At 62.1% G+C, this 26,039-nt stretch carries 23 protein-coding genes; 4 read left to right on the top strand and 19 right to left on the bottom strand.

The window, feature by feature from the left end; translation table 11 throughout:
- Positions 1-79: 79 nt before the first annotated feature.
- The 8 genes from ACP7BX_RS27900 to ACP7BX_RS27935 form a co-directional block, all read right to left on the bottom strand.
- Positions 80-313 carry a DUF6124 family protein gene (locus ACP7BX_RS27900; RefSeq protein WP_426128473.1) on the bottom strand — a complete coding sequence of 78 codons (234 nt, stop codon included), beginning with the start codon at positions 311-313 and terminating at the stop codon, positions 80-82.
- Between the two features lie 454 nt (positions 314-767).
- Positions 768-2,408 carry a BatD family protein gene (locus ACP7BX_RS27905; RefSeq protein WP_038848732.1) on the bottom strand — a complete coding sequence of 547 codons (1,641 nt, stop codon included), beginning with the start codon at positions 2,406-2,408 and terminating at the stop codon, positions 768-770.
- The gene (locus ACP7BX_RS27910) at positions 2,405-4,144 is read right to left on the bottom strand and encodes a tetratricopeptide repeat protein (RefSeq protein ID WP_426128476.1); all 1,740 of its coding nucleotides are present in this window, start codon (positions 4,142-4,144) and stop codon (positions 2,405-2,407) included. The genes ACP7BX_RS27905 and ACP7BX_RS27910 overlap by 4 nt, the downstream gene beginning before the upstream one ends.
- Positions 4,141-5,229, bottom strand: coding sequence for a vWA domain-containing protein (locus tag ACP7BX_RS27915; protein WP_426128478.1), 1,089 nt, complete (start codon positions 5,227-5,229; stop codon positions 4,141-4,143). The genes ACP7BX_RS27910 and ACP7BX_RS27915 overlap by 4 nt, the downstream gene beginning before the upstream one ends.
- Positions 5,222-5,716 carry a DUF4381 domain-containing protein gene (locus tag ACP7BX_RS27920; RefSeq protein ID WP_028616472.1) on the bottom strand — a complete coding sequence of 165 codons (495 nt, stop codon included), beginning with the start codon at positions 5,714-5,716 and terminating at the stop codon, positions 5,222-5,224. Before ACP7BX_RS27920 ends, ACP7BX_RS27915 begins: the two co-directional genes overlap by 8 nt.
- Positions 5,713-6,645 (bottom strand): DUF58 domain-containing protein, encoded by a 933-nt coding sequence (locus ACP7BX_RS27925; RefSeq protein WP_426128480.1) that lies wholly within the window; start codon positions 6,643-6,645, stop codon positions 5,713-5,715. The genes ACP7BX_RS27920 and ACP7BX_RS27925 overlap by 4 nt, the downstream gene beginning before the upstream one ends.
- 5 nt (positions 6,646-6,650) lie before the next feature.
- Complete coding sequence (locus ACP7BX_RS27930; protein ID WP_426128482.1) at positions 6,651-7,610, bottom strand: AAA family ATPase; 960 nt, start codon at positions 7,608-7,610, stop codon at positions 6,651-6,653.
- Positions 7,611-7,756: 146 nt separating this feature from the next.
- Positions 7,757-8,110 carry a hypothetical protein gene (locus ACP7BX_RS27935; RefSeq protein ID WP_033902402.1) on the bottom strand — a complete coding sequence of 118 codons (354 nt, stop codon included), beginning with the start codon at positions 8,108-8,110 and terminating at the stop codon, positions 7,757-7,759.
- A 490-nt stretch (positions 8,111-8,600) separates the two neighbouring features.
- Here ACP7BX_RS27935 and ACP7BX_RS27940 point away from each other — a divergent pair, with 490 nt between their 5' ends.
- Entirely contained in the window at positions 8,601-13,469 is a 4,869-nt protein-coding gene (locus ACP7BX_RS27940) for an NAD-glutamate dehydrogenase (protein WP_426128484.1), read from the top strand.
- 55 nt (positions 13,470-13,524) lie between these two features.
- Here ACP7BX_RS27940 and ACP7BX_RS27945 read toward each other — a convergent pair whose 3' ends face one another.
- The 4 genes from ACP7BX_RS27945 to ACP7BX_RS27960 all read right to left on the bottom strand — a co-directional run bounded on the left by ACP7BX_RS27945 (position 13,525) and on the right by ACP7BX_RS27960 (position 17,055).
- The gene (locus ACP7BX_RS27945) at positions 13,525-14,145 is read right to left on the bottom strand and encodes a hypothetical protein (RefSeq protein WP_426128486.1); all 621 of its coding nucleotides are present in this window, start codon (positions 14,143-14,145) and stop codon (positions 13,525-13,527) included.
- Between the two features lie 104 nt (positions 14,146-14,249).
- The gene (locus ACP7BX_RS27950; protein ID WP_426128488.1) at positions 14,250-14,957 is read right to left on the bottom strand and encodes a GntR family transcriptional regulator; all 708 of its coding nucleotides are present in this window, start codon (positions 14,955-14,957) and stop codon (positions 14,250-14,252) included.
- A gap of 18 nt (positions 14,958-14,975) precedes the next feature.
- Positions 14,976-15,677 (bottom strand): FadR/GntR family transcriptional regulator, encoded by a 702-nt coding sequence (locus ACP7BX_RS27955; RefSeq protein ID WP_016980165.1) that lies wholly within the window; start codon positions 15,675-15,677, stop codon positions 14,976-14,978.
- A 52-nt stretch (positions 15,678-15,729) separates the two neighbouring features.
- Entirely contained in the window at positions 15,730-17,055 is a 1,326-nt protein-coding gene (locus tag ACP7BX_RS27960) for a C4-dicarboxylate transporter DctA (RefSeq protein WP_177075616.1), read from the bottom strand.
- A gap of 217 nt (positions 17,056-17,272) precedes the next feature.
- Between ACP7BX_RS27960 and ACP7BX_RS27965 the strand changes: the two genes are divergently transcribed.
- Positions 17,273-17,902 carry a DNA-3-methyladenine glycosylase I gene (locus ACP7BX_RS27965; RefSeq protein WP_314533184.1) on the top strand — a complete coding sequence of 210 codons (630 nt, stop codon included), beginning with the start codon at positions 17,273-17,275 and terminating at the stop codon, positions 17,900-17,902.
- Positions 17,903-17,905: 3 nt separating this feature from the next.
- Here ACP7BX_RS27965 and ACP7BX_RS27970 read toward each other — a convergent pair whose 3' ends face one another.
- The 3 genes from ACP7BX_RS27970 to ACP7BX_RS27980 all read right to left on the bottom strand — a co-directional run bounded on the left by ACP7BX_RS27970 (position 17,906) and on the right by ACP7BX_RS27980 (position 20,203).
- Positions 17,906-18,307: a cupin domain-containing protein gene (locus ACP7BX_RS27970; protein WP_033902409.1), complete on the bottom strand. Its 402-nt coding sequence runs from the start codon at positions 18,305-18,307 to the stop codon at positions 17,906-17,908.
- Positions 18,308-18,403: 96 nt separating this feature from the next.
- Positions 18,404-18,685, bottom strand: coding sequence for a putative quinol monooxygenase (locus ACP7BX_RS27975; protein WP_426128491.1), 282 nt, complete (start codon positions 18,683-18,685; stop codon positions 18,404-18,406).
- A gap of 84 nt (positions 18,686-18,769) precedes the next feature.
- A complete protein-coding gene (locus ACP7BX_RS27980; protein ID WP_426128493.1) occupies positions 18,770-20,203 on the bottom strand; it encodes a PLP-dependent aminotransferase family protein in 1,434 nt (477 codons plus the stop codon).
- A 155-nt stretch (positions 20,204-20,358) separates the two neighbouring features.
- Between ACP7BX_RS27980 and ACP7BX_RS27985 the strand changes: the two genes are divergently transcribed.
- Entirely contained in the window at positions 20,359-20,802 is a 444-nt protein-coding gene (locus ACP7BX_RS27985; protein ID WP_038850919.1) for a carboxymuconolactone decarboxylase family protein, read from the top strand.
- On the opposite strand, the gene ACP7BX_RS27990 is transcribed toward ACP7BX_RS27985, so the two are convergent.
- The 4 genes from ACP7BX_RS27990 to ACP7BX_RS28005 all read right to left on the bottom strand — a co-directional run bounded on the left by ACP7BX_RS27990 (position 20,803) and on the right by ACP7BX_RS28005 (position 24,348).
- Positions 20,803-21,570 (bottom strand): SDR family oxidoreductase, encoded by a 768-nt coding sequence (locus ACP7BX_RS27990; protein ID WP_016980158.1) that lies wholly within the window; start codon positions 21,568-21,570, stop codon positions 20,803-20,805.
- Positions 21,571-21,579: 9 nt separating this feature from the next.
- Entirely contained in the window at positions 21,580-22,647 is a 1,068-nt protein-coding gene (locus tag ACP7BX_RS27995) for a phosphotransferase family protein (protein WP_426128496.1), read from the bottom strand.
- Between the two features lie 129 nt (positions 22,648-22,776).
- A complete protein-coding gene (locus ACP7BX_RS28000; RefSeq protein WP_426128498.1) occupies positions 22,777-23,730 on the bottom strand; it encodes a 2-hydroxyacid dehydrogenase in 954 nt (317 codons plus the stop codon).
- Positions 23,731-23,775: 45 nt separating this feature from the next.
- Positions 23,776-24,348 carry a TetR/AcrR family transcriptional regulator gene (locus ACP7BX_RS28005; protein WP_426128500.1) on the bottom strand — a complete coding sequence of 191 codons (573 nt, stop codon included), beginning with the start codon at positions 24,346-24,348 and terminating at the stop codon, positions 23,776-23,778.
- A 284-nt stretch (positions 24,349-24,632) separates the two neighbouring features.
- Between ACP7BX_RS28005 and ACP7BX_RS28010 the strand changes: the two genes are divergently transcribed.
- On the top strand, positions 24,633-25,910 hold the full coding sequence (locus ACP7BX_RS28010) for an HAAAP family serine/threonine permease (protein ID WP_016980153.1): 1,278 nt from the start codon (positions 24,633-24,635) through the stop codon (positions 25,908-25,910).
- Positions 25,911-26,039: the final 129 nt, after the last annotated feature.

Here is a 26,039-nt window from a genome sequence, read left to right on the forward strand (position 1 = left end):
GAACTCCGTTGAAGAGATGAAAAGGAGGGGAGTTTACCCTGTAAACCTGTGGGAGGGGACAAGCGCCCTCCCACAAGGGTCAGGCGGTGTGCAGGCAGTCCAGCGCTCGGTCAGCCAGGGTTCTGGCACTGTTGATCAAGTGCTCGGTGGCGCCGGCCATGTGGCGCTGATTACTGCTTGACCCTTGGGTGGTGCCAGCAGCGGTCGCGGCTGCGCAACGCAGCACGTCGCAGATCTGGGCGAGGGCGTCTTCGAAGCTGAGGTCGTGGTGCACGGTGAAGGTGGGCGGTGGGTCGGGGACGATTTTGTTCATGGAAGTACCTACAGGGTTTGGAGCCATTCTTTTGCCGATCTCACACGTCAAAAGGTGGCAGCTATGTGCGGGGTGAGATACCGGATTTGTAGGCGCACCCGGCCAGACCGAAGTCTGCCCGCACACAGCTGCCATAGAGCATGTTGCTCATGGCGCCTACAAATTCACGGGATCTCACACCCGATCGCTGATATGCAGCGACGGAGCGAAGGCTAGCCAGTGGAGTGAGCAGGCGCAAGGCCGTGGGATTGTCTAGGAAACTTCCTGCAAATTAAAGCGATATGGATTGCTGGCCTTTAACAATGCATGTCGACCAGACGACGGAGATTAAGTGTGGGAGCGGGCTTGCCCGCGAATGCGGTGTATCAGTCGGGGTATCTTTATCTGACACACCGTATTCGCGGGCAAGCCCGCTCCCACATTTTTGATGTGTGTGGTGTCAGGGAGGTTGCGGTTACTTGGGATAGAGCGGCGGCAAGCTGGTGGTGTCCGCCGCCGGGTCCACCTCGCGCTCGGCCATCGGGATCGCCTTCACCGCACGCCACAGGTCTTCACCCAGCCAGAAATGCCCGCTCTCGCTGTACAGCGCGCCGTTCAAGCCATCCAACGCATCCGACAGCGGCACAAACCGCGCCGCCATATCGGCGAGCGTTTCCGGCTGCTGCCGCGCCCAGGCGTCGAGGGCCTGGCGGGTGGCTTGCGGGTCGTTGGCCTGGGTGGCGCGCTTGAGGTCGTCGAGTAGCGTGCGCGGGCTCGGGCCGGTTTGTGCGGCGCGCAACACGGCCGGTTGCCGACGGGCACGCCACCACAGGCCAAAGCCCAGCAGGGTGGTGCAGGCGAGGATCAACGTGCTCAGTTGCCACAACCACAGGCGTTCATCGTCCGGAGCGGTGATCACGGTCGGCGTTGCAGGTGTGTCCACGGCCAGGCTCGGGTTGATCGCCACTTGCAAGGTGCGCGCGGGCAGGCTGGTGCGCTCCAGGTGGTCTTCGTGGGTGTTCCACCACACCACGTCCACGGCGGGCAGTTCCAGGCTGCCGGCGCGGGTGGGCACCAGGGCTTCGCGGTCTTCGCGGCTGCCGATCAGGCCACGGTCGTTGGTCTGGTTGCCGAGCACCGGTTGGTCCGGGTAGCGGCGCAGGCCATTGATCTCGGTGCTGGGCAAGGCCGGCAGTTGCGCACTGGACAGGCCCTCGGCCTTGACCGTGAGGCTGCGGGTCAGGGAGTCGCCGACCTGCACATGCTCAGGCTCCGGGTTCCAGTTTTCACTCAGGGTCAGGCTGCGCGCTGGCAGCCAAGGGGTATCGGCGGGGTACAGCGCGGGCTTGGGTTTGACCACCAGGGGCAACTCTGCAGAACTGACGTGGATCAGTTTGCCGGGCTTGGTGCCTTGCAGGGTGTTTTCCTGGGGTGGGCGCGACTCCACCAGCGTCGCGCTGAAGGTCTGCGCCGGGATCGCCAGCGTGCCGCTGTGCTGCGGATAGATCGCGTAGCGGGTTTCGATCACGCCATGGCGGATGCTGTTGATGACTTTTTCGTAGGTGCGTGACTCGCCCAGCTGCTCCACGCGCGCATCGGCAATCTGCAAGGGCGTGAGGCTGCTGTCGTCATACAGCGACACCGAATGGTAGACGCGCACGGTCAACAGCGCCTGGGCCTGTACGTAGACGCTGGTCTGGTCGAGGTTGGCCTCGACAAACACCGGCGCCAGTTCGGCGGCGGTGTTCTGGCTGGCGGTTTCGACCACTTGCAGGCTGATCGGCTGGGTCTTGTAGTCGCCCACTTGCAGGGGCGGGATGACCACCGTGCCGTTTTCCTTGGGCAGCAGGGTGATGATCCAGCGCGTGGTGGCGTGGTTATCGCCGCCAAGGGTGGTGAGCTGGTTGATCTGGCGCGTGCCGCTGACTTCGAACTGCGCATCCAGCGGTGTCAGGTCTGGCTTGCCGAACTGCGTGACATCACTGGACTCCACCGTCAGTTCCACCGTTTCCCCGGAGTTGACGCGGCTGCGGTCGACGCTGGCGGACAGGTTCGCCGCCTGAGCGTGGCCTGCCGAGAGGGCGAGCAGGAGCAGTAGGGTGGTGCGGCGGCTCATCGAGTCTTGTCCTGATGTTGTTGCTGTTCGTACCAGAATTTGCGGCGCAGCAGTTCGCCGGGGTTGTCCGGGATCTCTTGCAGCCATTGCTCCAGGGCCTGGCGGTGCTCACCGTCGAGGCTGGCGTCATTGGGGCGCAGCGGCGGGGTGGTGGTTTGTTCGTCGCCCAGTTCGCTGCCCGGCACTTCGTTACCCGGGGTGTGCGGCGTGTTGCCGGGTTGGGTGTCGTCAGTCCCGGCTTCGCCTTGCCCTTGGGACGACGGCTCGCCACCTGTGGCGTTTTGCCCACTGGCGCCCGGTTGCGCAGTTTGGCCGGGTTGGGTGGTTTCGTCATCCTCGTTTTTTGCAGGTTCGGTGGGTTCCGGTTCGGCCTGTTCCTGCATCAGCGCTTCCACCAGCGCCTTGTTCTTCAGGGCTGGTTGCAGGTCGGGCTGGGCTTCGAGGGCCTGTTCGTAGGCGTCAATGGCGGCTTCCAGTTCGCCGGACTTGGCCAGGGCGTTACCCCGATTGTAGTGGGAGTAGGCGTCATTGCCCTCGGCAAACAGCTTGATCGCCTCGGCATAGTTGCCGGCCTCGTAAAGCGCCACGCCTTTCCACTGCGGGTCTTGGAAGTGTTCGGCGGCTTCGGCGGGACGTTTTTTCTTCAGCAGGTACTGGCCTTGCTGGTCGGGCCGCAGCCACAAGTCTTGCAAGCCGAACGCATAGCTGGGCTGTGGCGCGCTCAACAGCAGCAGCGGCAGGCAGAACAACCAGCCACGCCGCCCGGCGCAGGCGGCGAGCAGCAACAGCGGCAGGAGCAGCCAGTAACCCTGGTCGGCCCAGGTATCGAGGTGCAGCCGTTGGCCGTCATTGCGCAAGGTTTGCGGCGGGTCGAGCACGCCGAGTTGGCGCAGGTCCTTGTCGTCCAGGCGCGCGGCACGGTAGCGGCCGCCCATTTCACTGGCGAAGGCCTTGAGTGTCGGGCTGTCGAGACGCGGTACCAGGATCGCGCCTTGTTCGTCCTTGAGGAATTCACCGCTTTCCTGGGTGACTGGCGTGCCTTCGCGGCTGCCGATGCCAAGGATCGACAAGGTGGGCGATTGTGCGTTTTGCAGCAGCAGGCGAATGCCCTGGCGTTCCTGTTTGGACAGCGAGGAACCGATCAGCAGCAAGCGACCCTGGCCGAGGCCACCTTGCTTGAGCAGGCCGAGGGCTTTCTCGACGGCCAGGTCGGCGCGATGGCCGGGCTCGGGCATGATCGACGGGCGCAAGGCTTCCAGCAAGTTGCGGCTGGTGGCCAAGTCGTCCGACAGCGGCACCAGGGTGTGGGCGCTACCGGCATACACGACGATGGCGGTTTGCGCATCGGTGCGCGCCTGCAACAAGTCGTATAGCTTGCGCCGTGCCTGTTCCAGGCGGTTGGGCGGGCTGTCGGTGGCGAGCATTTCCGGGGTCAGTTCCAGCAGCACCACCAACGGGTCGGAAGGCTTCTGGCTGGACTGCTCCACACGCTGCCAGCTCGGGCCGAGCAACGCCAATACGGCTAACAGCCAGGCAATGCCCAGTACCACCCAGGGCGATTTGCTCTCGCGGCCGTTGCCACCGCTGAGCAACACCGCGTGGAAGGCCGGCGGCAGGATCATTTGCCAGCGCCCGGCGCGCTTTTGCCGGTGCCACAGGTGCCACAGCAACCAGCCGAGCAACGGCAGCAGCAACAACCACCACGGACGGAACCAATGCGGCCACAGGTCGATCATCGACGCCTCCGCAAACGCAGGCGTTTGAGGCGCTGGCGCCACTCAGGGTGTTGTTGCAGGAATATCCCCTTGCTCGACAATTTGTTGAACAGCCGTTGCAACGCGTTGTTCGGCCAGCGCTCCTGAATCACCAGCAACATGCTCAGCACCAAGGCCAGGGCCAGTGGCGCGCTGTACAGCGCCAGGGCTGGGCGCGCTTGGGTGGGTTGCTGTTCGACGGGCTCGAGTTTGTCGAGGGTCGCTTTGATCGCTTGCAACTCTTCACCATCGCGGGCACGGAAGTACTGGCCGCCGGTGGCTTCGGCGATGGCCTTGAGCGCAGGTTCGTCCAAGTCCAGGCTCGGGTTGACGCCCAGGATGCCCAGGGAACCGGTTTGTTCCGGGTCGGCACCGATGCCGATTGGGTAGATCTTCACGCCTTCTTCAGCCGCCAGGCGCGCGGCGGTCAGCGGGTCGATCTGCCCGGCGTTGTTGGCGCCGTCAGTGACCAGGATCAGCACGCGACTCTGCGCCGGGCGCTGGCGCAGGCGTTTGAGGGCCAGGCCGATGGCGTCGCCAATCGCGGTGTTCTTGCCGGCGATGCCGATGCGCGCTTCATCCAGCCAGGCGCGCACGGTGCGGCGGTCAAAGGTCAGTGGCGCTTGCAGGTAGGCCTGGCTGCCGAACAGGATCAGGCCGACGCGGTCGCCTTCACGCTCCTCAAGGAAATCGCCAAGCAGGTGCTTGACCAGGCTCAAGCGACTTACGTCGTCGTCCTGCCAATGCATATCGGGGAAGTCCATGGAGCCAGACACGTCCACCGCCACCAGCAGATCGCGGCCACTGGCGGCAATCGGTAACGGTTCGCCGAGCCATTCCGGGCGCGCGGCGGCGGTCAGCAGCAGCAACCACAGCACCACGAACGGCGCTTGCTGGCGCCAGCCGGGCAGGTTGACGCGGGCGCGGCGACGGGCCAGGCCTTCAAGGTCGCTGAGGTAGCTGACTTTCAACGCGGGCTCACCGCTGTCGGCGGCCGGCAACACAAGGCGCATCAACCACGGCAACGGCAACAGGGTGAAGATCCACGGCCAGGCGAACTCAAACATGTTTGCGAATCCAGGTGTCGACGGCCTGGGTCAGGCCGGCGATGGCCTTGTCGTCGAGTTTGCATTCGGGTTTGTAGGCGCCTTCGACCAAGACCATCCAGCGGGTGAGGCCGGCGGCGGGGCAGCGGTTGTCGAGGAATGCCAGCCATTTGCGGCCGTTGAGGGTGTGGCTCTGGCTGTAGGGGTAGTCGTTGCGGCACAGGCGCTTGAGCAGGCCGTTGAGCTGTTGCAGCCAGGCGCCGGCGGGCGCGCCATCGTAAGGCTTGGGCATGAGCGCAAGCTCTGCCAGGGCGGCGATGCGCAGGGGGTCCAAGGGTTGTTCGGCACGGGCGATGGGGCGGCGGGTCGGCAGAAAGCGGCGCAGTGACCACAGGCCCCAGCCGAGCAGCGGAATCACCAGCAGCAACAGCCACCAACCCGGCGCGGGCGGCCAGAAGCCGATGGCGGGCGGGGCGATCAGCGGTTGCAGTTGGTCAAGGCTGCTCATTGTTTTTTAACCGGACGTTGCGGGTTGAGGTATTCGCGCAGTTGCTCGACCATTTCGCTCTGGGTGCTCAGGGGCATCAGCAGTACGCGCAGTTTCTGCGCGAGCAACTCCCAGCGCGCAAGGCGCGCTTCGGCCTGGGCCTTGTAGGCCTGGCGCAGGTCGAAATTCAGCGTGTCCAGTTCCAGCTGGGCGCCGCGTTCGGCGAAACGCAACAGCCCTGCGGCGGGCAGGGCGTGGTCCAGTGGGTCGGAGATCGGTAACAGCAGCAAATCGCAATGGCGCGACAGCAAGCTCAGCTGTTGCTCGGCGCCTTCGGTCAGCGCGCGTTCATCGCAGATCACAATCACCAGGCTGCCAGGGCGCAACACTTCGCGGCCACGGCGCAGGGCCATGCCAAGGGCGTCGGCTTCGGGGCGGCTTTCGGTGCTCAGGCTCTGGTTGACGCGCACCAGGCGGTTGAGCAGTTGCAGCAGGCTTTGCTTGCTGCGGCGCGGCTTGATTTCGTAGTGCTCGTTGTCGCCGAACACCAGCCCGCCCACACGGTCGTTATGCCCCAGCGCGGCCCAGCCGATCAGGCTGGCCGCCTGGGCGGCCAGCACCGACTTGAACATCTGCCCCGAGCCGAAAAACAGCCGGCAGCTTTGCTCCACCATGATGAAGATCGGCCGCTCGCGTTCTTCATGGAACAACTTGGTGTGCGGCTCCTGGGTGCGTGCGGTGACGCGCCAGTCGATGGTGCGCACATCGTCGCCGGCCTGGTACACGCGCACTTGGTCGAAGTCCACGCCACGCCCGCGCAGCTTGGAGTGGTGCAGGCCGATCAATGGGCTGCGTTGGCTTGGCGTGGAAAACAGCTGCACTTCGCGCACGCGATGGCGCATCTCGATCAATTCGCTGAGCGTGACGCGGACCCCATCACCGGCGTTCATGGGTTTCAAGCGACGGCAACGACGTCGAGAATGCGCTGCACCACACGGTCCTGGTCAATGCCAGCGGCTTCGGCCTCGAACGACAGGATGATGCGATGGCGCAGCACGTCGAACAGCACCGCCTGGATATCTTCCGGGCTGACGAAGTCGCGACCGGCCAGCCAGGCATGGGCGCGGGCACAGCGGTCCAGGGCGATGGAACCGCGTGGGCTGGCGCCGTAGGCGATCCACTCGGCCATTTCGGGTTCGAACTTGGCCGGCGTGCGCGTGGCCATCACCAGTTGCACCAGGTATTCCTCCACGGCGTCTGCCATGTACAGGCCGAGGATTTCCTTGCGTGCAGCGAAGATCGCCTGCTGGCTGACGCGGCGCTCCGGCTTGGTTTCGCCGTTGAGCGCTTCGCCACGGGCTTGTTGCAGGATGCGCCGCTCGACGGCGGCGTCCGGGAAGCCGATTTTCACATGCATCAGGAAACGGTCGAGCTGGGCCTCGGGCAGCGGGTAGGTGCCTTCCTGCTCGATGGGGTTTTGCGTGGCCATCACCAGGAACAGCGGCGATAGGTCATACGTGCTGCGCCCAACGCTGACCTGGCGCTCGGCCATGGCCTCCAGCAAGGCCGACTGCACCTTGGCCGGGGCGCGGTTGATTTCGTCCGCCAGCACCAGGTTGTGGAAGATCGGCCCTTGCTGGAATACGAAGCTGCCGGTTTCCGGGCGATAGATCTCGGTGCCGGTGATGTCGGCGGGCAACAGGTCGGGGGTGAACTGAATACGATGGAACTGCGCTTCGATACCTTCGGCCAACTCTTTGATGGCCTTGGTCTTGGCCAGGCCTGGCGCGCCTTCCACCAGCATATGGCCGTCGGCGAGCAAGGCGATCAACAGGCGATCGATGAGTTTTTCCTGGCCGAGAATCTGCGTAGAAAGAAAGGTTCGCAGCGCGAGCAGCGCTTCACGATGTTCCATCGATGACGGTTCCTGGAGAGATGAGCCCGGTGGTCGAGAAAAAACGCCGGGCTTGGGAGGCTTACTTTAATGCATCGAAGGGGCTGGCGACTAACGGCGTAACGGGTATTTTTGGCAAAACTTGTAGGATTTTTGTGTGCGAGGCATCACGCGCGGACGTAGGTGCCAGTGCCTTTGAGGATGTTTTGCAGGGTTTCCTCGACTTCGGCCAGGTCCGACGCGCTTGTGGCGTGGGTGATCTCCAACTGGTCCTTGCCGCCCAGTGCATCGGCATCGCCTGCGGCCAGCTCAACCAGCAGCGTCGTGGCGCCCAGGGTGACTTTCAGCCCGTCGAGGGTCGACGGCTCGTAATCCCAGGTCAGTTCCACTTCGTCTTCATCCGGGTAACGGGTCAGCATGAACATTTCGCCGTTCTTGCCGTGACAGCAGAGCATCGCCATGTTGTCTTCTTCGTCATCGCACGGGGTGACCATCAGGGCGTCGGTTTTCAGCTGCAGCATGGGGAATCCTGTCTGGGGTAAGGCGTAATGCGGGCAATTGTGCCATTGCGGCGAATTTTGTGCTGCATCCTGTGTCAGACCCAGTGCATGACCTGGCGGGCAATATCAGTCATTTCTGGTACTCGCAGGCCGTTCAACAGGCGGTTTTTTGGTTGGAAATAGCGGGTTGCCCAAGTCGCAACCCCACGCCTGCTTACCGATGACCGAATATGTCGCAGCGTCGCAAGCAGTGGGCTTCCCACACTCGTTAAGCTGCGCAACGGATGTGCATGAGCCAGGCGCCTGACCTGCCCGTCGTACCGTCGCCCGGCAAGGTGCGCATCTTATGGAAGTTGTATGTGACCTCATTGTCTTGTCCAGCTTCACCCACCTGTCACCCTGATTCGCTAGTGTGCTTATATCAGTACCAGCGAACAGCGCTGACGGTCTCCCCGCAAGGGGATAACACGCGACGCTTCCATCAATAACAAGCCCAAGCGGAGTACCACAGATGGCGTTCTTCACCGCAGCCAGCAAGGCCGACTTCCAGCATCAACTGCAAGCGGCACTGGCGCAGCACATCAGTGAACAGGCACTGCCACAAGTGGCGCTGTTCGCTGAACAATTCTTCGGCATCATTTCCCTGGACGAACTGACCCAGCGTCGCCTTTCCGACCTGGCCGGTTGCACTCTTTCTGCCTGGCGCCTGCTTGAGCGCTTTGACCACACCCAACCGCAAGTGCGGGTCTACAACCCCGATTATGAACGTCATGGCTGGCAGTCGACCCATACCGCGGTCGAAGTGCTGCACCATGACCTGCCGTTCCTGGTGGATTCGGTGCGTACCGAGCTGAACCGTCGCGGCTACAGCATCCACACCCTGCAGACCACCGTGCTCAGCGTGCGCCGTGGCGCCAAGGGTGAGCTGCTGGAGATCCTGCCAAAAGGCACCCAGGGCGAAGGCATCCTGCAAGAATCGCTGATGTACCTGGAAATCGACCGCTGCGCCAACGCCGCCGAACTGAACGTGCTGAGCAAAGAGCTGGAGCAGGTGCTGGGCGAAGTGCGCGTGGCCGTGGCCGATTTCGAACCGATGAAAGCCAAGGTCCAGGACCTGCTGACCGGTATCGACGCCAGCCAGTTCAGCATCGACGGCGAAGAGAAAGCCGAGATCAAGAACTTCCTGGAATGGCTGGTGGGCAACCACTTCACCTTTCTCGGCTATGAAGAGTTCGTGGTACGTGACGAGGCAGACGGCGGTCATATCGAATATGACGCCGATTCGTTCCTCGGTCTGACCAAACTGCTGCGCGCCGGCCTCACCGCCGATGACCTGCGCATCGAAGACTATGCCGTAGCCTACCTGCGTGAACCGACCGTGCTGTCGTTCGCCAAGGCCGCGCACCCGAGCCGCGTGCACCGTCCGGCGTATCCGGACTATGTGTCGATCCGTGAGATCAGCGCCGACGGCAAAGTGATCAAGGAACACCGCTTCATGGGCCTGTACACCTCGTCGGTGTATGGCGAAAGCGTGCGGGTGATTCCGTATATCCGTCGCAAGGTTGCGGAAATCGAACGCCGTTCCGGCTTCCAGCCTAAGGCTCACCTGGGCAAGGAACTGGCTCAAGTCGTTGAAGTGCTACCCCGTGATGACCTGTTCCAGACCCCGGTCGACGAGCTGTTCAGCACCGTGATGTCGATCGTGCAGATCCAGGAACGCAACAAGATCCGCGTATTCCTGCGTAAAGACCCGTACGGTCGTTTCTGCTACTGCCTGGCCTACGTGCCACGCGACATCTATTCCACCGAAGTGCGCCAGAAGATCCAGCAAGTGCTGATGGATCGCCTGAAGGCCTCGGACTGCGAATTCTGGACGTTCTTCTCCGAGTCCGTGCTGGCCCGTGTACAGCTGATCCTGCGGGTTGACCCGAAGAACCGCCTGGATATCGACCCGCTGCAACTGGAAAAAGAAGTGGTGCAGGCCTGCCGCAGCTGGCAGGACGACTACGCCAGCCTGGTCGTGGAAAGCTTCGGCGAAGCCCACGGCACCAACGTGCTGGCCGACTTCCCGAAAGGCTTCCCGGCCGGTTACCGCGAGCGTTTCGCCGCGCATTCGGCCGTGGTCGACATGCAGCACTTGCTCAGCCTGACCGAAGCCAACCCGCTGGTGATGAGTTTCTACCAGCCGCTGGGCCAGGTATCCGGTCAGCGCGAACTGCATTGCAAGCTCTACCACGCCGACACCCCGCTGGCGCTGTCCGACGTACTGCCGATCCTGGAAAACCTCGGCCTGCGTGTGCTGGGCGAGTTCCCGTACCGCCTGCGTCACGCCAATGGCCGTGAGTTCTGGATCCATGACTTCGCGTTCATTGCCGCCGAAGGGGTGAACCTGGACATCCAGCAGCTCAACGACACCCTGCAGGACGCGTTTGTGCACATCGTGCACGGCGACGCCGAAAACGATGCGTTCAACCGCCTGGTATTGACTGCCGGCCTGCCTTGGCGCGACGTGGCACTGCTGCGTGCCTACGCCCGCTACCTGAAACAGATCCGCCTGGGCTTCGACCTGGGTTACATCGCCAGCACCCTGAACAACCACACCGACATCGCCCGCGAATTGACCCGGTTGTTCAAGACCCGCTTCTATCTGGCGCGCAAGCTCACCAGCGACGACCTGGAAGACAAGCAGCAACGCCTGGAACAAGCGATTCTTTCGGCCCTGGACGACGTCCAGGTGCTCAACGAAGACCGTATCCTGCGTCGCTACCTGGACCTGATCAAGGCCACCCTGCGTACCAACTTCTACCAGACCGACGCCAACGGCCAGAACAAGTCGTACTTCAGCTTCAAGTTCAACCCGCACGCGATTCCTGAACTGCCTAAGCCCGTGCCGAAGTTTGAAATCTTCGTGTACTCGCCACGCGTCGAAGGTGTGCACCTGCGCTTCGGCAACGTCGCGCGCGGCGGCCTGCGCTGGTCCGACCGTGAAGAAGACTTCCGCACCGAAGTGCTCGGCCTGGTAAAAGCCCAGCAAGTGAAGAACTCGGTCATCGTGCCCGTGGGTGCGAAGGGCGGCTTCCTGCCGCGTCGCCTGCCACTGGGTGGCAGCCGTGACGAGATCGCGGCCGAGGGCATCGCCTGCTACCGCATCTTCATCTCCGGCCTGTTGGACATCACCGACAACCTGAAAGACGGCGCCCTGGTGCCTCCGGCCAACGTCGTGCGCCATGACGACGATGACCCGTACCTGGTAGTCGCAGCGGACAAGGGCACTGCGACCTTCTCCGACATCGCCAACGGCATCGCCATCGACTACGGCTTCTGGCTGGGTGACGCGTTCGCGTCCGGTGGTTCCGCCGGTTACGACCACAAGAAGATGGGCATCACCGCCAAGGGTGCGTGGGTCGGCGTGCAGCGTCACTTCCGTGAGCGCGGCATCAACGTGCAGGAAGACAGCATCACCGTGGTCGGCGTCGGCGATATGGCCGGTGACGTGTTCGGTAACGGCTTGTTGATGTCCGACAAGCTGCAACTGGTCGCAGCGTTCAACCATCTGCATATCTTCATCGATCCAAACCCGAACCCGGCGACCAGCTTCGTCGAGCGTCAGCGCATGTTCGAGCTGCCGCGTTCGGCCTGGACCGACTACGACACCAGCATCATGTCCGAAGGCGGCGGTATCTTCTCGCGCAGCGCGAAGAGCATTGCCATCTCGCCACAGATGAAAGAGCGCTTTGACATCGCGGCCGACAAGCTGACCCCGACCGAACTGCTGAATGCCTTGCTCAAGGCGCCGGTGGACCTGTTGTGGAACGGCGGTATTGGTACGTACGTCAAGGCCAGCACCGAGAGCCATGCGGATGTGGGCGACAAGGCCAACGACGCGCTGCGCGTCAACGGCAACGAGCTGCGCTGCAAGGTAGTGGGCGAGGGCGGTAACCTCGGTATGACCCAGCTGGGTCGTGTGGAATTCGGCCTCAATGGCGGCGGCTCCAACACCGACTTCATCGATAACGCCGGTGGCGTGGACTGCTCCGACCACGAAGTGAACATCAAGATCCTGCTCAACGAAGTGGTGCAGGCCGGTGACATGACCGACAAGCAACGCAACCAGTTGCTGGCGAGCATGACCGACGAAGTCGGCAACCTGGTGTTGGGCAACAACTACAAGCAGACCCAGGCCCTGTCCCTGGCTGCGCGCCGTGCCTACGAGCGTGCCGCCGAGTACAAGCGCCTGATGAGCGACCTGGAAGGCCGTGGCAAGCTGGACCGCGCCATCGAGTACCTGCCGACCGAGGAGCAGCTCACCGAGCGCGCCGCGAACGGCAAGGGCCTGACCCGTCCGGAGCTGTCGGTGCTGATTTCCTACAGCAAGATCGACCTCAAGGAAGCGCTGCTCAAGTCCCTGGTGCCGGATGACGACTACCTGACCCGTGACATGGAGACCGCGTTCCCACCGAGCCTGGTCGCCAAGTTCTCCGAGGCCATGCGTCGCCACCGCCTGAAGCGTGAGATCGTCAGCACCCAGATCGCCAACGACCTGGTCAACCACATGGGCATCACCTTCGTTCAACGACTCAAAGAGTCGACCGGCATGAGCCCGGCGAACGTGGCTGGCGCTTATGTGATCGTGCGTGACATCTTCCACCTCCCGCACTGGTTCCGTCAGATTGAAGCCCTGGACCACCAGGTTTCCGCTGACGTGCAACTGGAGTTGATGGATGAGCTGATGCGCCTGGGCCGCCGTGCTACACGCTGGTTCCTGCGCAGCCGTCGCAACGAGCAGGACGCTGGCCGTGATACCGCGCACTTCGGTCCGCACCTGGCGGCGTTGGGCCTCAAGCTCGACGAACTGCTGGAAGGCCCGACCCGCGAAGGCTGGCAGAACCGCTACGGTAAATACACCGAAGCCGGTGTGCCTGAGCTGTTGGCACGCATGGTTGCAGGCACTACTCACCTGTACACCTTGCTGCCGATTATCGAAGCCGCTGATGTGACCGGGCATGACGCCGCCGAAGTGGCCAAGGCCTACTTCGCCGTCGGCAGCGCCTTGGACTTGCCGTGGTACCTGCAGCAGATCAGCGATCTGCCGGTGGCCAACAACTGGCAGGCCCAGGCCCGTGAAGCCTTCCGCGACGACGTGGACTGGCAGCAACGCGCAATCACCATCTCTGTGCTGCAAATGGCCGACGCGCCACAAGACATGGAAGCCCGCGTGGCCCTGTGGCTTGAGCAGCACAAGGACATGGCGCAGCGTTGGGTGGCGATGATGGTGGAAATCCGTGCCGCTGTGGGGACGGACTACGCCATGTACGCGGTGGCCAACCGTGAGTTGCTGGACCTGGCGTTGAGCGGTCAGTCGGTGCTGCAACCGGCTTGATTCCGCTGTAGGACAAAAAGCCCCGTATCCTGAGATACGGGGCTTTTTTTATGGCTTAAAAACTGGCGTTGCCCAGACAGGGTTGGATAACTGTTTTCAAACCGTTGTTGTTAGCAGGCAATAAGAATGTCGCGGTCAGCGGCTTACCACCCTCTTTGGCTGGCGCTACTGAAAGTTTTAATGTCTGGCCGCGTGAGGCATCGCTGGCCCAGTAGGCTAATTCGTCATGGGGGACAGCAGCGCTGAGCGCAAATACCGTGCCGATCTGGAATGCTCCGCCGTAAGTCCAGACGCCGTTTACCGGGTGGTCGATGGCCGTGCGTGTTGCCGTAGTGATACGCAACGGCCCATCGATGCTGGCGTCTGGACCTTCGAAAGGCGCGACGTCAAAGCCCAGCGCTGTCGGTGTGATTTGCAATGCAAGGCTGGCGGTCGGGCTCTGTGGGGAACAGCTGATCTCAAGGCTGGCCTTGACGTGGTAGTCGCCGTAAGCGCTGCCACCGAAGGTGCGGGCGGTGAGCATGGGGCTATCTGCGTAGGGCTGTTCAAGCAACCACACGGGGGCTGCCGGGGTGATGATGTAAGTCCCGGCAGTTAACGCATCGCCGGCCCGTACATCGACACTGAACTGTGTGACGACCAGGCCAGTGACCAGTGCGAAAGTGAGGGGGTGCATAGTGCTATTCATCCGTGTTCAAGGCTTTAGGAATGAATGCAATTCTGCGGTTCTATGACCGTCCGTGCTGTCGGTGATTTCGTAGATCAGCGTTGTAATTGTAGTCAGTCAGGGTGGGCCATCTGGCCATCGTGGCTCAGCAATTTGGCCTCCAGGTGATCCAGGTGCTGGGTCATCAGGCTTATTGCGCGCTTCACATCGCGTTGTTCGACGGCATCCACTATCGCTTCATGCTCTTGCCACGCGCAGTAGGTGCACGCCTTCGCTTCGTACTGGGCGATGATCAAGGACGTTAGCGGCACCAGGCTGTTGAGAAATTGCGCCAACGGCGCGTTACGTGCCATCGCGGCCAGTTGCAGGTGGAATTCGCCGGAGAGGCGAATGGCTGGCCCGCGTTGGTCCCGTTCAATATGCTCACGCTCCCGCGCGATCAGTTCGCGCAAATGCCGGATCTGCGTCGATGTGGCCTGCGCGCAGGCCAGTTGCACCACAGTCATTTCCGTCAGGCGGCGGGCTTCCAGGATTTGGCGGGTCTGCTGTGCATCCGGCGCCGCCACCTGGGCACGCTGGTTGGGACGCAGGATGATCACTTGCTGATGGGACAGCTTTGCCAATACGCGGCGGATCACGCTGCGGCTCACCCCAAAAATCTCGCCCAGGCCTTCTTCGGTAAAGCGACTGGCCGGGGCGATCCGCTGTTCCAGGATGGCGTCGAACAGGCGTGGGTAGATGTCGTCCACCGAAGGCTTTTTACCGGCGACCAGGCGCAGGGTCGGGAGGATCGGTTCGTAGTGCAAGGCGTGGGCGGTCATGGCCTGTCTCCAAAAAAATCAGCTGCCCAGATGGTCGTCCGGGATGTTCAAGCGAATGCCCATGCGTAGGCCTTCCTGAAGGATGTGCCGGCGCATCTCGGCACTGGCTAGGGCGCTGTTCTTGTTGCGGATGGCGCGCACCACGGCGTCGTTTTCCTGCAGGCGTTCGGCCAGGTGTTCCGGCGAGTTGCGCAGTACCTGGGCGCTTTGCTTGAGGGCGTTGCTGGTCTGTTGCACCACGTTCTGGAAGATCGGGTTGGAGGTGAGGGCGAACAGTTCTTCGTGAAAGCCGATGTAGGCGTTCATCCCGGCTTCGGCGTCGCCGGCGTCGAGGGCTTCGCGCATGTCCATCAGGGTCAGGCGCAGTTGGCCGACTTCCTTGCTGCTGATGGACTGGGCCACCAGGCCGACAATGAAGGGTTCGAGGGTGTAGCGCAGTTGCAGGATGTCTTCCAGGCTGGCGTCGGCCACGGCGTCGCTGGATTGCGGCTCGCTGACGCTGGTTTCCAGTACGACCACGCCTTTACCGGGCATGGAGCGCACCAGGCCGAGGGTTTCCAGCACGATCACTGCTTCACGCAGGCTGGGGCGGCTGATGCCCATCTGTTCGGCCAGTTCGCGCTGGCCGGGGAGCATTTCACCCCGGCGCCACTGGCCACGCGCCAAGGCGGCGCGGAGTTTTTCTACCACTGAATTGACGACGGTTGAGGTGCTGATCACGTCGTACGCTCCTTAAGAATAAATGAAGGGCCGGCCACCCGGCCCTGCAAAATCAGAATTCCTGATGCGCCGGCAACACCGGTTTCTTGGCCTGGAAGGCATACCCTTGCTGGCCGTCCAGCACCTTGTTGGCGCGCTGGAGGTCGATGTCTTTTTCCCAGCGGGCGATGGCCACGGTGGCGACGCAGTTGCCGATCAGGTTAGTCAATGCGCGACCGATGCCCATGAACCAATCCACCGCCAGCACCAGCACCAGGCCCACCACCGGGATCGCCGGAATTGCCGTGAGCGTTGCCGCCAGAATCACCAGCGCCGAACCGGGAATGCCGTGGGCGCCCTTGGAGGTGATCAGCGACACCAGCAGGATGGTCAGCAGGTCCGTCATCGACAGCGGTGTGCCGGTGGCATTGGCGATAAACACGATGGCCAGGGTCAGGTAGATGGAGAACCCGTCGAGGTTGAACGAATACCCCGTCGGAATCACCAGGCCCACGGTGGAGCTGCCGATGCCCAGGTGTTCGAGTTTACGCATGATCTGTGGCAGCACGGCGTCGGAGGAGGCGGTGCCCATCACGATCAGCAGTTCTTCACGCAGGTACTTGAGCAGCGGCAGCATGCGCAGGCCTGACAGGCGCATCACCAGGCCGAGGATCAGACCGACGAAGGCAAAACACGTCAGGTAGAACAATCCCACCAGGCTGCCCAGGTGTTGCAGGGAATCCAGGCCGTAGGTGCTGGTGGTGAAGGCGATCGCGCCAAACACGCCGATCGGCGCCAGGCGCACGATCATGCCCATGATGCGGAAGATCACATGACTCAATTCGTTGATCAGTCGTGAGATACCCGAGGCGGCTTCGCCCACCAGGTTCAACGCACTGCCGAACAGCACCGAGAACAGCAGCACTTGCAGCACGTTGTTGTCGGCAAAGGCGCCGATCACCGAGTTGGGGATCAAGTCCATGAGGAACTGGCTGGTGCCGCGGATGTGTTGACCTTTGTCGGCCAGTTCATTGAGGCCGGCGGACGACAACTGCTCCAGGTGGATATTGGCGCCTTGGCCGATACCGGTGCTGAAGGCCATCACCAGGCCGATCACCAGGGCGACGGTGGTGAGCACTTCAAAGTAGATCACCGACTTGAGGCCGATACGCCCGACTTTCTTCAGGTCGCCTGCACCGGAAATGCCGCTGACCACCACGCAGAACACGATCAGGCCGATCAGCATCTTGATCAGCTTGATAAAGCCGTCACCCAGGGGTTTGAGTTGCGAGGAGAATTCGGGAAGGGCCAGGCCGCAAATGATGCCGAGCATCAGACCAATCACGACTTGCAGGAAAATCGAACGCGAGCACCATCTGAGCATGGGAGGGATCTCTATTCGGTGCCCTGGTGGTTCCAGGGCTTAATTGTTGTGGTCATACCGGTAAGTCCAGTGCGGGGCCAGTCTACGCCCGGTATTTTTGAAACCACAAGCAATTATTTGACGGTTGACAGGTCCCGGTCTGACCAGTTGGTCGGTAACGGCGATGCTTGAGCGGTTGGTGCGCGAGAAATTTTTTCGCTTATCATCCGCCGCTCGGCACATGAGGTGATGGATGGACACACCAGGACTGACCCCTGACGAAACCGGGCAGACCCACTGCACCTGGCGCACAGCTGCGCCGGAATACCTGCGTTACCACGACCAGGAGTGGGGCGTGCCGGTGGCGGATGATATCCAGCTGTACGAGAAGGTCTGCCTGGAGGGTTTTCAGGCCGGCCTGGCGTGGATCACCATCCTGCGCAAGCGTGAGCAGTTTCGGGCGGCGTTCGACGGGTTTGATTTCAGAAGGGTGGCGCAGTACGGCGAGGCGGATATCGAGCGCTTGATGCAGGACCCGGGCATCGTGCGCAATCGGGCCAAGATCGTGTCCACCATCAACAACGCACGCCGGGCCTGTGAACTGGTGGATGAGACGGGCTCGCTGGCGCGCTGGCTGTGGGCGTTTGAGCCCAGTGAAGATGAGCGCCCGACAGTGGTGGATATGGCTTATTGGACAGGCAACCCCACGTCACCGGCTTCGGTGCGCTTGTCCAAAGCCCTGAAGAAACGCGGTTGGACCTATGTGGGCCCGACCACGATGTATGCGTTGATGCAGGCGATGGGGATGGTCAATGATCATTTGGAAGGCTGTGCGTGCCGGCCACAGATCGAAGACCTGCGCCGGCGGTTCAAGCGACCTTAGGGCTTACTGCTTGAGAGGCGTCAGCACTTCAGCCTTGTCATCCAGCACCATCACCACCAGCAACTTGGCCGGTTTGGTCTGGCTGGCATTGCTCGACTCAAAGTGCCGGGAACCCGCAGGTTCGTAGAACGATTCGCCGACCTGGTAGGTCTTGGCCTTTTCATCGTTCACCCGCGAGGTGATCGCGCCTTCCAGCACATAGGCCACGGCAGTGCCGGTGTGGCTATGGGGCACGGTGGCCTGACCAGGGGCGTAGTCCACGGTGAGCATGAGGGTTTTCTTGCCGGGTACATTGGTCAAGGCGTGTTCTTGCAAGACCTTGATCGACTCCTGGTTATAAACCGGTTCATGGGCAAAGGCGCTGAGCGAGGCGAGCATCAGGGCGGCGGCGAGCAGTGGTTTCATGGCGAAATTTCCGAGTAGTTCGAGACCTCTTCACCCTACGCCGCAAGGCCTGGGTGACCAATGACCAATCCTGGCGAAGAGCAGGAGACCAATACTTCAGTGGTCGAAATCCAGACAACGGGCCAGGTGTTCACGGGTCAATTCGATAAAGCCTTGCAGGGCCGGTAATGCGAAGTGTGCGCTGAGCTGCTCGGCACAGGACCAGCGTCCCGTGACGGTCCACAGGTCGGGGTCCATCGGGTCGCGCTGCACCCCGTAATCCAGGCAACCGGGGGCGGTGCGCACCGCCTCGGCTATCTGCTGCAGGCGCTCGCCCAGTTCCGCTGAGCGCCCGGCGGCCGCGCGGACAAGGACAGTGTTGAAGGCACAGGCTGGCATGGCGATGGTCTCCGAGGTCGGGGTCAGTGCACAGGCTAGGGCCTGACGACGCCAGGACCAATGACCAATCCGCCGGAAAATCCGCTAGCCAATCTGCTGGAGAATATCGCGCACCTTGTCCAGAGCCGGGTCGATGTCCAGGGTTTCGATGGCGCCAAAGCCGATGATCAGGCCGGGGCGTACCGGTGCATCGTGGAAAAATACATCCAGGGGGTACAAGCCCACTTCTACCCGGCGCGCCAGTTCCATCAGCAACGGGATGTTCACCGGCACCTTGCACAGCGCCGCCATGTGGAACCCGGCCACCGTAGGCACCGCTTCGAACCACGGCGACAAGTCACCTGCCAGGCGTTGCAGGATGCGTTCACGGCGCCCGGCGTAGACCGTGTGGCAGCGACGGATATGCTTGAGCAGGTAGCCTTCACTGATGAACTTGGCCAGGGCCCATTGCGGCAGCGTCGAGCTGTGCTGGTCGGTCAATTGCTTGGCTTTGAGCACCGCGCCGTGAATCGCCGGCGGCAGTACCGCGTAGCCCAGGCGCAGCTCCGGCAGCAAGGTTTTCGAGAAGGTGCCGACGTAGGTCACTACGCCACGGGTGTCCATGCTTTGCAGGGAGTCGGTGGGCCGCCCTTCGTAGCGGAACTCGCTGTCGTAGTCGTCCTCGATGATGATTGCGCCCAGCTCGAACGCCCGTGCCAGCAAGGCTTCACGGCGTGGCAGGCTCATGGGCATGCCGAGCGGGAACTGGTGCGAGGGCGTCACGTAGATCAGTCGTGCGCCGTCGGGAATCCGCTCGACCTGAATGCCCTGTTCATCCACCGGCACGCTGGCGACGCTGGCACCCATCGCCATGAACATCTGGCGTGCGGGGCTGTAGCCGGGGTCTTCCATGGCGACAATGCTGCCCGGTTCCAGCACGACGCGGGCGATCAGGTCCAACGCCTGTTGCGCGCCGTTGGTGACCACGATGTCGCTGTCACGGCAGTTGACCCCGCGTGAGAACGCGATATGTCCGGCGATAGCGCTGCGCAGCGCCGGCAAGCCTTCGGGCTGGCTGTAGAAACCACTGTTCTGAGCGATGCGCCGCAACGCGTCCTGGGTACAGCGCCGCCATTCATCCTGGGGGAACTGGTTGCGGCTGGTGGCGCCGCCGATAAATTCATAGCGCAGTGTGCTATCGCGGGTGGGGTGGCGCATGGGCGAGGGCAGTGACTGCCATTTCGCCAGGTTGGCGGCGCAGGCCAGGTCGGTGGCGGCTTGCAGGCGTTCGGTCTGTGGCGCACGGGCGTTGACGAAGGTGCCGCGACCGGTCTTGCCGATCAGCAATCCCTCGTAGGTCAGGGTGGCGTAGGTATCCGACACGGTCTTGCGTGACACGCCCAACTGCTCGGCGAGCAAGCGGCTGGGCGGCAACTGCGCGCCAGCGGCCAGGCGCCCGGAGCCAATGGCTTCACGCAACTGTTGGTACAACTGTTCGGCCAGATCCTTGCGGCCGTTGATCACAACGTGCAGTTCCATGTGTTATTCCGGGCATTGACGTTGCGCCAAGCGTACGCGCGTGCGCGGCAGGCTCAAAATGGTCTCTGCATAAACCGGCCGATTGGCTATAGGGCTTATGCCGTGTGGGTTCTAGGCTGGACAGTCATTGCACCCACCGCCAGAGAGCCGCCCCCATGGAACCCCGCCTGGATTACTACACCGCCTCACCGCAGGCGCTCAAAGGCATGCTGATGCTGGAGGCGACCACGTTTGGCTTGTCCATCGAAAAGCCTTTGCTGGAACTGCTCAAGATCCGTGTCTCGCAGCTCAACCATTGCGGGTTCTGTACGGACATGCACTCGATGGCGGCGCGTCAGCGCGGCGAGACCGAGCGACGTTTGTTCGCGTTGTGCGTCTGGCGCGATTCGCCGTTCTTCACAGCGCGGGAAAAGGCCGCGTTGGCCTGGAGCGAATCCGTCGCGACACTGCCGACCTCGACGGTATCGGATGAACTGTTCGCCGCCGTGCGGCTGGAATTCAGCGAGCAGGAACTGGTGGACCTGACCATGGCGGTGTCCAGCATCAGTGGCTGGAACCGCCTGGCGGTGAGTTTTCGGCAGCAGCCGCCGAATGCTTGATCAGGACAGGAAACCACCGTCCACATTCAGCGATACGCCCGTGGTGTAGCTGGATGCATCACTGGCCAGGAACAGCACCGCACCGGCCATTTCGCTCGGGTCGGCCACGCGCTTGAGGGGGATCTGCGCCAGGGCCATTTTCAGGATCGCGTCGTTCTTCACCAGCGCCGAGGCGAACTTGGTGTCGGTCAGGCCCGGCAGCAGGGCGTTGCAACGAATGCCAAAGGCTGCGCATTCCTTGGCGAACACCTTGGTCATGTTGATCACGGCGGCCTTGGTCACCGAGTAGATGCCCTGGAACACGCCGGGAGAAATCCCGTTGATCGACGCGACGTTGATGATGCTGCCGCCGCCGTTGTCGCGCATCAGCTTGCCGGCTTCCACGGACATGAAGAAGTAGCCCCGGATGTTCACGTCAACGGTCTTCTGGAACGCACCGAGGTCGGTGTCCAGTACGTTGCAGAACTGTGGGTTGGTCGCGGCGTTGTTGACCAGGATATCCAGGCGCCCGAACTGTTCGCGGATACCGGCGAACACTTGGGTGATCTGTTCCATTTCACCGATATGGCAGGCCACGGCCGTGGCTTTGCCGCCATCGGCGATGATCGCATCGGCCACGTGCTGGCAGCCTTCGAGCTTACGGCTGGAGACGATCACATGGGCGCCTTGCTGGGCCAGCAACTTGGCGATGGCCTCGCCGATGCCACGGCTGGCGCCGGAAACGAATGCGATCTTGCCATCGAGGTCGAACAGGTGGGTCTTGGACATAGCGGTTCCTTAAAGGGACGATTTGCTGATGACGTTCAGGCTCATCTGCTCCAGCAGCTTGTTCATGTGAATGAACTGCGCAAAGCGTTTGTCCTGGGTCTGGCCATGGAAGAAGCGGTAGTAGATCTGCTGCACGATGCCGGCCAGGCGGAACAGGCCGTAGGTGTAGTAGAAGTCGAAGTTGTCGATCTGGATGCCCGAGCGTTCGGCGTAGTAGTCGACGAATTCACGGCGGGTGAGCATGCCCGGCGCGTTGCTCGGCTGGCGGCGCATCAGTTGCACCGGCGCCGGGTCGGCCGCTTCGATCCAGTAGGCGAGGGTGTTGCCCAGGTCCATCAACGGGTCGCCGAGGGTGGTCAGCTCCCAGTCCAGCACGCCGATGATCTGCATGGGGTTGTGCGGGTCGAGGATCACGTTATCGAAGCGGTAGTCGTTGTGCACGATGCTTGACGTCGGGTGGTCGGCCGGCATTTTGTCGTTGAGCCAGGCGCGTACCGCTTCCCAGCGCGGCGCGTCGGGGGTCAGGGCTTTCTCGTAGCGATCGCTCCAGCCACGGATCTGGCGCTCTACATAGCCTTCCGGCTTGCCCAGGTCGGCCAGGCCGCAGGCGCTGTAGTCCACCTGGTGCAGTTCGACGAACTTGTCGATGAAGCTTTTGCACAGCGCTTCGGTCTTGGTCGCGTCCAGGCCCAGCTCAGGCGGCAGGTCGGAGCGCAGGATGATGCCGTTGACCCGCTCCATCACATAGAACTCGGCGCCGATCACCGATTCGTCTGTGCAATGCACATAGGCCTTGGGGCAATAGGGGAAGCCATCTTTGAGCTGGTTGAGAATGCGGTATTCGCGGCCCATGTCGTGGGCGGACTTGGCCTTGTGGCCAAAGGGCGGGCGGCGCAGCACGAATTCCTGGCCAGGGTATTCCAGCAGGTAGGTCAGGTTGGACGCGCCACCGGGAAACTGGCTGATCGTGGGCGTGCCGCTCAGGCCGGGGATATGGGCCTTGAGGTAGGGATCGATCAGGCTGGCATCAAGTTCTTCGCCTGGGCGAATCTGGGTCGATTGGTCGTTCAGCGCCATGCTTATCCCTTCTGCTTATTCTAAAGGCCTTGGACTATTTCCTAATCTAATGCGCACCACCGCCCAGCGACAAGGTCGGGGCGGCTTAATAGGTTAGCGTGTTGGATGATGATCAGCGTGCCTGATCGGTCATTTAGTGGGCGGGGGCAAGGCAACCGGCGTGAGCACCGGACGACCGGCGAAGTATTCCACCAGGTTGTCGGCCACGCGCTGCACGGTGTCATGGGCCGCTTCGGGCGACAGGCCGGCCACATGGGAGGTGAGCACGGTATTGCTGAGCTTCTTGAGGGTGTCGGGCACTTGGGGCTCGTCGTCGAATACATCCAGTGCGGCGCCGCCGATGCGGCGTTGCTCCAGGGCCGCGACCAGGTCGGCGGTGACCACCACGCTGCCACGCCCAATGTTGACCAGGTAGCCATTCGGGCCCAGGGCATCCAGGGCGTGGCGATCGATCAGGTGGCGGGTGCTGGCACCGCCGGGGGTGGCGAGGATCAGAAAGTCCGAGGTGCGCGCCAGTTCCACCGCAGTCGCGCAGTAGGTGTAGTCCACGTCATCGCGTGGTTGGCGGTTGTGGTAACTCACCTCCATGCCGAAGCCCAGGGCTGCACGCTTGGCGATTTCCAGGCCAACAGCACCGAGCCCGAGTATGCCCAACTGCTTACCGCCCAGGGACGGGCGCATCACTTTCGGCCATTCGCTGCGGCGCACGGCGGCGTCGGTCTGCGGGATACCGCGCACCAGCGAGAGCAGCAACGCCATGGCGTGATCGGCCACCGATGGTGCGTTCACCCCGGCGCCATTGGTCACGACGATCCCGCGATTGCTGGCGGCTTGCAGGTCTACGTGCTCGTAGCCGGCACCGATCACACAGATGATTTCCAGCAGGGGCAGGGCGGCGATTTCCTCGGCGTACAAACCCAGCGGGCCACGGGTCAGCACCGCCCTGATCTGGCTACCGTGGGCCTTGATGGCTTCGGCGCGTTCGGCGGGTGTCGGTGCCAGGATCACATGAAAGTCATTGCCCTCGATGATGGGCAGGTATTCGTTGATGGTTTCAACCAGGACCAAAACAGTAGCGGTCATCGGAAGGCTCTTCCTGAAGGGTTTGAGCATAGGAGTATGCCGTGATCACCCATGGGTCAGCAGGGTATTTTGTGCAGCAGCCAGGAATTCATCCGACAGGTCATTGCCTCTTGTCGCACGTGCAAGCGTCACTGCTCCAACCATCATCGCGTACTTGGCCAGCAGGCTCTGGCGATCTTCATCGTGCAGCTGCGCAAAGATCTCCAGGGACTTCTCAACGCCCTCAATGAAGGTGTGTTGCAAGGGTGTGTCGGCGGGCTCATGGCACATGTCCGGGGCGAAGGCCGACACGGGGCAGCCGTCTCCAGGGTTGTCGCGATGGATGGCTGTCAAATAAGGCCCCATCACGGCCTCGCGGGCAGCCCGTTGATCTTCGCTGTGATCGATCTTTGCCTGCCAGCCCAGGTTCGCTTGCTCGAAAGCCTGCTGGCAGGCCTCGGTGGCCAGGGCTTCCTTGGAGGCGAAGTGCCCGTAGAAACCGCCGTGGGTCAGGCCAGCGGCGGCCATGACGTCCGATAGGCTGATACCGTGCAAACCGCGCTCGCGAAACAGGTGAGTGGCCGCCTCGACGATGATTTCGCGATTGAGTTCGGCTTGTTTGCGGGAAACGCGCGGCATGGCAGGGCTCTCTGGATTAACGGCGGATGCTGGATGAAAACTACAGGATCAAGCGCGATTCTAAAATAGATTTGTGCGGGAATGTATATTGCCCATTCAGCCGCACGCCCCGAAAACCGCCGTATACAGGTGCCCCTGCGGGCCTGCACCGCACCACCGTTCCTCAGCTAAGTCTTTGCTTATTCACAAGAATCCCGGACAATCCGGCCCCTTCTATGGTCGGGGCGCTGCCTGTCAGGTTTTTCTGACTCGTCCCGGCCGTGTAAATGCGGAGATCCGACCGGATGAATGATCAGGCCAATAGCGTCGACGAACGCTATGCAACGACACCTGCAACCCTCACAAGCTGGAGCCGCCAGGACACTACCTGGATGCTTGGCCTGTTCGGCACCGCCATTGGCGCCGGTACGCTGTTCTTGCCGATCAACGCGGGCCTGGGCGGCTTCTGGCCACTGGTGATCCTTGCGCTGCTGGCGTTCCCGATGACCTTCTTCGCCCACCGTGGCCTGACCCGTTTCGTGCTGTCCGGCCGTGAAGGTTCCGATATCACCGACGTGGTCGAAGAACACTTCGGCATTAAAGCCGGTGCGCTGATCACCTTGCTGTACTTCTTCGCAATCTTCCCGATCCTGCTGATCTACAGCGTGGCGTTGACCAACACGGTCGGCAGCTTCATGGAGCACCAACTGCACATCATGCCGCCGCCACGCGCGCTGCTGTCGTTCGTGCTGATCCTCGGCCTGCTGGCCGTGGTGCGTTGCGGTGAGCAGGTGATCGTCAAGGCGATGAGCCTGATGGTGTATCCGTTTATCGTCGCCTTGCTGTTCCTGGCGGTGTACCTGATCCCGCATTGGAACGGCGGCATCCTCAGCACTGCCAGCCAAGTCCCGGCGCCGTCCGCGCTGCTCAATACCTTGTGGCTGGCGATTCCGGTGATGGTGTTCTCGTTCAACCATTCGCCGATCATCTCGGCCTTTGCGGTGGACCAGAAGCGTCAGTACGGCGTCCACGCTGATGAGCGCAGCTCGCAGATCCTGTCCCGTGCGCACCTGTTGATGGTGGTGATGGTGCTGTTCTTCGTATTCAGCTGCGTGCTGACCCTGTCGCCGGCGCAGCTTGCCGAGGCGAAGGCACAGAATTTGTCGATCCTGTCTTACCTGGCCAACCACTTCAATAACCCGACCATTGAGTTCGCAGCGCCGTTGATTGCGTTCGTGGCGATTGCCAAGTCGTTCCTGGGGCATTACATCGGTGCCAGTGAAGGCCTCAAGGGGCTGGTGTTGAAGACCGGTCGTCGTCCGGAGGCCAAGCGCCTGGACCGGATGACGGCGGCGTTCATGTTGGTGGTGTGCTGGATCGTTGCCACGTTGAATCCAAGCATTCTCGGGATGATTGAAGCGCTGGGGGGGCCGATCATTGCTTCGATCCTGTTCCTGATGCCGATGTATGCCATCCGCAAGGTGCCGGCTATGGCCAAGTACCGTGGGCAGGCGTCCAATGTGTTTGTCACGGCGGTGGGGTTGGTGGCGATTACTGCGGTGGTTTATTCGTTTTTTGCTTGAGTCTGAGCGAGGTCTGTTGGTGTACATATCCGTTGCTGCGGTAACGGCTGGTATTGGTTCCGCCCTTACGGCGGGTCACTTTGCAAAAGCGGCAAAGTAACCAAAACGCTCTTGCCCCAACACTCGGCA

This window comes from Pseudomonas sp. DWP3-1-3b3, assembly GCF_049896305.1.
Classification (GTDB): domain Bacteria; phylum Pseudomonadota; class Gammaproteobacteria; order Pseudomonadales; family Pseudomonadaceae; genus Aquipseudomonas; species Aquipseudomonas azotoformans_A.

Excerpts from the sequence above, each read along its gene's own strand:
- ACP7BX_RS27900 (WP_426128473.1), bottom strand. The coding sequence starts at position 313 with ATGAACAAAATCGTCCCCGACCCACCGCCCACCTTCACCGTGCACCAC.
- ACP7BX_RS27905 (WP_038848732.1), bottom strand. The coding sequence starts at position 2,408 with ATGAGCCGCCGCACCACCCTACTGCTCCTGCTCGCCCTCTCGGCAGGC.
- ACP7BX_RS27910 (WP_426128476.1), bottom strand. The coding sequence starts at position 4,144 with ATGATCGACCTGTGGCCGCATTGGTTCCGTCCGTGGTGGTTGTTGCTG.
- ACP7BX_RS27915 (WP_426128478.1), bottom strand. The coding sequence starts at position 5,229 with ATGTTTGAGTTCGCCTGGCCGTGGATCTTCACCCTGTTGCCGTTGCCG.
- ACP7BX_RS27920 (WP_028616472.1), bottom strand. The coding sequence starts at position 5,716 with ATGAGCAGCCTTGACCAACTGCAACCGCTGATCGCCCCGCCCGCCATC.
- ACP7BX_RS27925 (WP_426128480.1), bottom strand. The coding sequence starts at position 6,645 with ATGAACGCCGGTGATGGGGTCCGCGTCACGCTCAGCGAATTGATCGAG.
- ACP7BX_RS27930 (WP_426128482.1), bottom strand. The coding sequence starts at position 7,610 with ATGGAACATCGTGAAGCGCTGCTCGCGCTGCGAACCTTTCTTTCTACG.
- ACP7BX_RS27935 (WP_033902402.1), bottom strand. The coding sequence starts at position 8,110 with ATGCTGCAGCTGAAAACCGACGCCCTGATGGTCACCCCGTGCGATGAC.
- ACP7BX_RS27940 (WP_426128484.1), top strand. The coding sequence starts at position 8,601 with ATGGCGTTCTTCACCGCAGCCAGCAAGGCCGACTTCCAGCATCAACTG.
- ACP7BX_RS27945 (WP_426128486.1), bottom strand. The coding sequence starts at position 14,145 with ATGCACCCCCTCACTTTCGCACTGGTCACTGGCCTGGTCGTCACACAG.
- ACP7BX_RS27950 (WP_426128488.1), bottom strand. The coding sequence starts at position 14,957 with ATGACCGCCCACGCCTTGCACTACGAACCGATCCTCCCGACCCTGCGC.
- ACP7BX_RS27965 (WP_314533184.1), top strand. The coding sequence starts at position 17,273 with ATGGACACACCAGGACTGACCCCTGACGAAACCGGGCAGACCCACTGC.
- ACP7BX_RS27970 (WP_033902409.1), bottom strand. The coding sequence starts at position 18,307 with ATGAAACCACTGCTCGCCGCCGCCCTGATGCTCGCCTCGCTCAGCGCC.
- ACP7BX_RS27975 (WP_426128491.1), bottom strand. The coding sequence starts at position 18,685 with ATGCCAGCCTGTGCCTTCAACACTGTCCTTGTCCGCGCGGCCGCCGGG.
- ACP7BX_RS27980 (WP_426128493.1), bottom strand. The coding sequence starts at position 20,203 with ATGGAACTGCACGTTGTGATCAACGGCCGCAAGGATCTGGCCGAACAG.
- ACP7BX_RS27985 (WP_038850919.1), top strand. The coding sequence starts at position 20,359 with ATGGAACCCCGCCTGGATTACTACACCGCCTCACCGCAGGCGCTCAAA.
- ACP7BX_RS27990 (WP_016980158.1), bottom strand. The coding sequence starts at position 21,570 with ATGTCCAAGACCCACCTGTTCGACCTCGATGGCAAGATCGCATTCGTT.
- ACP7BX_RS27995 (WP_426128496.1), bottom strand. The coding sequence starts at position 22,647 with ATGGCGCTGAACGACCAATCGACCCAGATTCGCCCAGGCGAAGAACTT.
- ACP7BX_RS28000 (WP_426128498.1), bottom strand. The coding sequence starts at position 23,730 with ATGACCGCTACTGTTTTGGTCCTGGTTGAAACCATCAACGAATACCTG.
- ACP7BX_RS28005 (WP_426128500.1), bottom strand. The coding sequence starts at position 24,348 with ATGCCGCGCGTTTCCCGCAAACAAGCCGAACTCAATCGCGAAATCATC.
- ACP7BX_RS28010 (WP_016980153.1), top strand. The coding sequence starts at position 24,633 with ATGAATGATCAGGCCAATAGCGTCGACGAACGCTATGCAACGACACCT.